This window comes from Micromonospora sp. KC213 (genome assembly GCF_004348325.1).
Classification (GTDB): domain Bacteria; phylum Actinomycetota; class Actinomycetes; order Mycobacteriales; family Micromonosporaceae; genus Micromonospora.
Genome location: NZ_SMKF01000256.1, coordinates 1 through 5,831 on the forward strand (window position 1 = coordinate 1; position 5,831 = coordinate 5,831).

Genomic DNA, 5,831 nt, shown 5'->3' on the forward strand with positions numbered 1-5,831 from the left:
GCGCCGGCCCCCGCCGGCTTCCCGGCCGACCCGCACCCGTACGACACCACCGGGCTGACCGAGGGCCTGACCCCCACCCGGCGGATCGCCGCGTACGACGCACCCGGCGGGCGACCGCTGGCCCTGCTCGCCCCCACCATCAGCGGCGTCCCGCTGACCATGCCGGTGGCGCAGCGCCGCCCCGGCTGGACGGCCGTGCTGCTCCCCTCGGCGAACCGGCGGATCGCCTGGCTGCCCGACGGGGGCTGGCGCACCGTCGCCCTGCGCGACCAGATCGTGGTGGAGCGGAGCCGGCACCGGCTGACCTGGTACCGGCACGGCAGGGCGATGAACTCCTGGCCGGTGAGCCTCGGCATGCCCGGCCAGTCCACCCCGCTGGGCCGCACGTTCATCCTGGGCCGCACCGCCCCGCCCGAGGCGGTCTACGGCGGGGTCGACATCTTCGCCCTCGGCGCGATCCCCGACGATCCCGACGCGGTGCCGACCGGTCTGCGCGGCGCCCACATCGGCCTGCACAGCTGGCACAACGACGACACCCTCGGCAGGAACGTCACCAACGGCTGCATCCGGCTGACCCGAAGCGCGCAGCGCACACTCCTCGCCGAGGTGTCACCCGGCACCCCGCTCGTCGTGGTCGACGCGCTGCCCACCCCGCCCCCGACCGCCTGATCGACCGCGTCCCGCCGGTGGCCGACGCGATTCAGCCCCGGGTCGCGGCGATGAAGATGAACCACAGGATCGGCATGCCGACGAAGCAGATCACGCCGCCGGCCCGCGCGGATCTGGTCCCGCCGCCGCCGATGCGGGGTTGCCCGACGAGGCTGATGGTGAGATAGCCGGCGAAGAAGGCCAGCGCGGGCAGCCCGCACAGCGACCAGGGCACGAGGTGCCAGGGGATGCGGCCGAAGTCGGCGTCAGGGCTGACGGCGAACATCAGCAGAGACACGAAGGTGGCGAGGGTCGCGGCGGCGGTGTAGACGAGGGCGTTGCGGGCCAGCGGCGTGACACCGGGCAGCAGGGGTGGTTGGGCGGCCCGGCGGTGGGCGTGCGCGGCGGCGGTGTCGGCCGCGTCGGCGGCGGCCGCGGCCCGGCGCAGGGCTTCCTGCGGATCGGGGACAGGACTGGGCGCGACGACGCCGACGTGGGGCTCGGCCAGCCGGAGGGTGGCGGCCAGCGCCACCAGGTGTTGCCGTTGCGCGGCGAGCCGCTGGGTGGCCTGGTCGACGGCGGCCTGCCCGTCGCGGGTGGCGGCGGCCTGCTGGTCGGCGCGGGCGCGTTCGTCGTGCATCAGGGCGGACAGGCGGCGGGCGTGGTCGGTGTAGGCGTGCCAGCCGCCGTCGCGGGGCATCGGGGTGCCGGGCTGCTCGGTCATGTGAGGTCGTCGATCTGGTCGAGGGTGCCGGGACGGACGTAGGGGACGATGAGGGTGCGGCGGTTGTCGTGCCGGTCGATCAGCAGGGCCCGGTTGGGGCGGGACCGCCAGTCGGTGGCGTAGTCGCCGAGCAGCGAGCCGACGTCGCTGCCGGGGAGGTTCAGCGCGACCAGGCAGGCGACCTCGCCACCGCCGGTGGGGCCGAGGTCGTCGGTGAACCGGTTGACCGTGCGCCACCAGCCGAGCAGGTGTACGCCGTGGCCGGGGCCGTTGGCCAGCACGGCCCGCAGGTCGTCGTGCCCGGTGCGATAGGTGCTGGGGTCGCTGACCGCGAGCAGGCTGCTGGCGGCGTCGGCCCCGAACACCACCAGGTAGGTGGTCTGTCCGTCGGCGGGGGCGGTGGACTGTGCGAGGTCAGCCAGACGCGCCCGCAGTTGGGGCGCGGTGACGCTGTCGCAGGGATGCCCGGTGGCGGTGATCGCGTCGACGGTGGCGTCGGCGGCTTCGTCGGCGGCGGCGACCAGCGGTGCGACGAGGAACCGGGCGGTGCCGGGGGCGTGCTGGCGGGCCAGGCTCACGGCGGCCGCGTGCAGGACATCGGCGCCGACCGGTGATGTGCCCAACACCGCGAGATGGCTGCCGGGGGTGGCGTCCAGGGTGAATCCGGCGGTGGGCAGGCCGACGTCGACGGCGCGGCCGACCAGGGCCCGCCGGCGCCGTACGTCGGGCGTCAGGCGGGCGAAGGTGGGGTCGGCGTCGAGGTGCTGTTCGGCGTAGCCGGCGAACACCGCCGGTGGGGCGTCGCCGGGTGGGCGGGCGTTCCACAGCAGGTGCCGCTGCGCGGTCACCGACGCGGTGTCGGCGTTCGGGAAGCGGATGACCCGGTTCGCTCCCGCGATGCCGGCCGCCGCGTTGATCACCGCGCCGCCGATGGGGAGGTTGTCGGCGCCGTCGTTGAGCTGGTCGAGGACCCCGCCGCCGCCGGCGAGCGCGACCCGCAGCGGAAACTGCCCGAAGATCGACTCGGTCTTGGTGAACAGCGCCTCCACCCCGGAGATGGTCTGCGAGGCCAGGATCAGGTGGATGCCGTACGAGCGGCCCTTGCGGGCCAACTCCTCCAGCAGCGCCACGGCCTGCCGGGCGAGGGCGTCGTTGCCCTCGAACAGCACGTGGAACTCGTCGATCACCGCGAGCAGTCGGGGCATCGCCACGTCCGGCCGCCCGGTGCGCAGGTCGGCGAGCTTGGTCACCCCGGCCCGCTTCAGCTCGGTGGCCCGGCGGGTCATCTCCCGCGACAGCGTGCGCAGCACCGCCAGCCCGTACTCGCGGTCGGACTCGATGCCGACGGTGCGGGCGTGCGGGATCCACGACGGGTCCACGGCCGTCGGGGTGAACTCGGCGAACGACACGCCCTCCTTGAAGTCCAGCAGGTACAGGCCCAGTTCGTCCGGGGAGTACCGCGACGCCAGCCCGTAGAGCACGTCCAGCAGGAACACCGTCTTACCCGACCCGGTACGACCACCCACCAGCCAGTGCGGTGTCGCGTCATCGAGAGCCAGCACGCAGTCGGTGCGGCCGTCCCGGCCCACCACGGTCCGCAGCCCGCCGACCGACGACTCCTGCCAGATCTCCTTGGGCATCAGCGCGGCGAAGTCGGTCGACGCCTGCACCCGGGCCTTCTTGGCCAACTGGCGGCAGATCGCCTCCACCAGGTCGTCGGCCGGGCCGGCATCCAGCCGCACCGGCACCGCCAGGCCCGTCCCGTCGCCGCTGAACCGGTACGGCCCCGGCGGGTCGGAGACCGCGAACAGCCCGCCACCGGCCGCCGTCAGGTGCGTCGTGCTCTCCAGGCGGGGCGCCGCCGCCAGCCCAGGATGCTGCGGCGGCGGATACCCGGCCAGCAGCAGGAACACCCCGGCCGCCGGGCCGGCGTGCGCGATCGCCGCCAGCCGGGACCACTCCGGACGCCCCGCGCCCTCCGGCAGCGCCGCAGCGCACACCAGCAGCACCGACGGGTCCGCCTCGCCGGCCTGGGCGCACTCGATGCGCTCCTCGGCCTCGGTGAGCACCTGCTGGAAGCCCGGCAGGTCGACCGCCGGCCGCGACCACGCCTCCGCCTCCACCATGGCCCGGAACGGCCCGAACACCGCCCCGAGGGTCGCCCCGTCCACGGCCGCGACCCGCAGCACGCCGTCCGGCAACGCGGCCAGCACCCGCAGCAGCACCCCGCGCAGCCACCGCGCCACCGACGGGTCACGGGCGTCGCTGTCGACCGCGAGGTGACCGGCGCCCACGAACGGCACCACCACGCTGAACACGCTCCCGGCGACCGGCGACGCCTCGCCCAGCCGCACCGCAAGCGGACGCCCCGGCACCGCGTCGACACCGGTCGGCAGGTCCACGGCGGTGGCGTCGAGCCGGCAGCCCAGCCAGCCGGGCGTCAACCCCTCGGCGAGGCGCTGCATCCCGGCGGCAAACCGCCGTGCCTCCTCACCGGCCTGCCCGGGGACACCGTCGTCGCCGGCACGGTCGCGCAGCCGCGCCCGGGCGGCCTCCACGTGCGACACGGCCTCCCGGTGCGCCGCCACCGCCCGACCGAACGCCGACGCCACCGACTCCATGCCAACGTCTCCCCAGGACCGATGGGCCACGATCTCCGGCGCCGACCCTACCCACAACCACCACCACAGTCAGCCCCCGGTCGCACTCCGGACGGTCACTCCGCTGCGGGTTGCGCCATGTCGCGGCGTCGCCGGCCTAAACGCCACGGGTGCCGCAATCGGTGCGGGCGGCGACGACCTGGGCGCACTTCGTCGCGGGCGTCCAGCAGGAGTCGTTCCGGGGCTGAACGACCGTTCGCCAGGTTGAGTCGGCACCTTGAGCGGGAACCACTTCGGTACGTTTTTGGCACCAGCGATCCAAGCGGGATATCGATCGCCAGCTCGAGGCAAAGAGACGCTGCCAGGGGCGTGCGCTGTGCGTCGCGTCGCACGTCCACCACGTGTCGTGTAAATGGTGACATTGAGGCACAACATTGGCTGCGCAGCATATGTCCATCGTCGACACTCTATTTGGTCCGTGCTTTTGAGTCCCAGTCCGTCTAACATCGGATTCGCAGTCGGCTCACGCCGCGAGCACATTTCGCCCTCACCTCTGGAGTAGGCATGTCTCAAGTCCGTTCTTCCCGCTTCGTCCGCCTGTTGGCCGCAGGCGCCACCGGCGCGGCCGCAGTGGCCATGTTCCCCGCAGCCAGCGCCCAGGCAGGCACGGCCCCGTTCACCGTGTCGGTCAAAGGTGGCTACAACAGCACCCAGCCCCTCGGCACCGCCACCGGCAGCGTGACAGGGGTGACGGGAAGCACCCAGGCGAGCTACTCGGTGACGCTTTGTGGGCAGAGCACCTACCCGAGTGCGAGCGTGACCATCCAGGGGGGAAGCGCCACAGCCACCCACACCGTCTACTACCAGAACTGCGAGACCTTCAGCGGCGACCTCGTCTCCAGCTACGGGTTCACCAACGTCCAGGTCACCGTCTCCGGAGCAACCTTCTACCCGGGCAACCAATACACCACGTACTCGAAGACCAAAACGGTGTACTTCTGATCCAGCCCCATATCGCCTGACGGACAGTCACCGGTCCAACGACCGTCGCCGCAGATCCTCAGCCGCCGCCGCGCTGGCAGCCCGGCGAGTCGTGCCGCCAGCGCCCGGCGCGGAGTTCTGTCGGACCCAGAGGCCATGGACAACGTCGTTCTCAAACGCCGTCGAGCAGTTGACCGGTGCCTTCGTTTACGATTCTCGCCGTGGGGGCGACACGTATCTAGTCCCTAACCTCCGACTATATCGGGCGTCGGCGTACGGTGATCCGGCCGCCATCGCGTGCCAGCGCTCGTCCGTGAACGTCGACCCGTCGAACGCCGCCCGAAGCACGGCGGCGAACCGGTGCCCCTGCTCCGGCCCGACCACCTCGATCCGTACGCCGGGGTCCTCCACCGGCTCGGTGAGGTCGCGGCGCAGCGGCGTTCACGGCTCGTCGGTCTTCCAGCCCTCCTTGGACAGCAGTTCTTGGACCAGCGCATCCGTCGGCGCCTCGATGTTCACCTTTCCCTCGGGCAGCACGCCGCGCTCCGGGTCGGTCACGTCGTCGACAATCTGCTGCGCCAACTCCGCGTCCCGCCAAGCGCCGGGCGCGATCGTCATCCGCAACAGTCCGGGACCGTCCAGCAGCCCGACGGCGAGAATCTGTCCATCCCGGCTCCACGTCCGAACCGCCGCAGCCGTCGCCTCCGCACCTGCACGCCAGAATTAGCCCAGGTCTCCCGGATGCAGTTGCATCGGTGCCCCTTCGTACTGCCACTCCCGCAGCACACTCACGGCTTCGCGCAGCCCGTCGACTCCCGGTTCACCCAACACGATCGGCAGGACCCCGATCCCACCCCACGCGACCAGGTGCCCGCACC

At 72.6% G+C, this 5,831-nt stretch carries 5 protein-coding genes; 2 read left to right on the top strand and 3 right to left on the bottom strand.

From position 1 onward, the window contains the following. Window positions 1-669: L,D-transpeptidase (locus tag E1166_RS28915; RefSeq protein ID WP_132343031.1), on the top strand; the 669-nt coding region annotated here is incomplete at its 5' end. A 31-nt stretch (window positions 670-700) separates the two neighbouring features. On the opposite strand, the gene E1166_RS28920 is transcribed toward E1166_RS28915, so the two are convergent. Together E1166_RS28920 and E1166_RS28925 are read right to left on the bottom strand one after the other, a co-directional pair. Then, a complete protein-coding gene (locus E1166_RS28920) occupies window positions 701-1,372 on the bottom strand; it encodes a hypothetical protein (RefSeq protein WP_132343032.1) in 672 nt (223 codons plus the stop codon). Beyond that, window positions 1,369-3,993 carry an FtsK/SpoIIIE domain-containing protein gene (locus tag E1166_RS28925; protein WP_132343033.1) on the bottom strand — a complete coding sequence of 875 codons (2,625 nt, stop codon included), beginning with the start codon at window positions 3,991-3,993 and terminating at the stop codon, window positions 1,369-1,371. The genes E1166_RS28920 and E1166_RS28925 overlap by 4 nt, the downstream gene beginning before the upstream one ends. Before the next feature lie 543 nt (window positions 3,994-4,536). On the opposite strand from E1166_RS28925, the gene E1166_RS28930 reads away from it, so the two are divergent. Continuing rightward, window positions 4,537-4,974 carry a hypothetical protein gene (locus E1166_RS28930; protein WP_132343034.1) on the top strand — a complete coding sequence of 146 codons (438 nt, stop codon included), beginning with the start codon at window positions 4,537-4,539 and terminating at the stop codon, window positions 4,972-4,974. 420 nt (window positions 4,975-5,394) lie between these two features. On the opposite strand, the gene E1166_RS31655 is transcribed toward E1166_RS28930, so the two are convergent. Then, complete coding sequence (locus E1166_RS31655; protein WP_207914619.1) at window positions 5,395-5,571, bottom strand: hypothetical protein; 177 nt, start codon at window positions 5,569-5,571, stop codon at window positions 5,395-5,397. Between the last annotated feature and the right edge of the window lie 260 nt (window positions 5,572-5,831).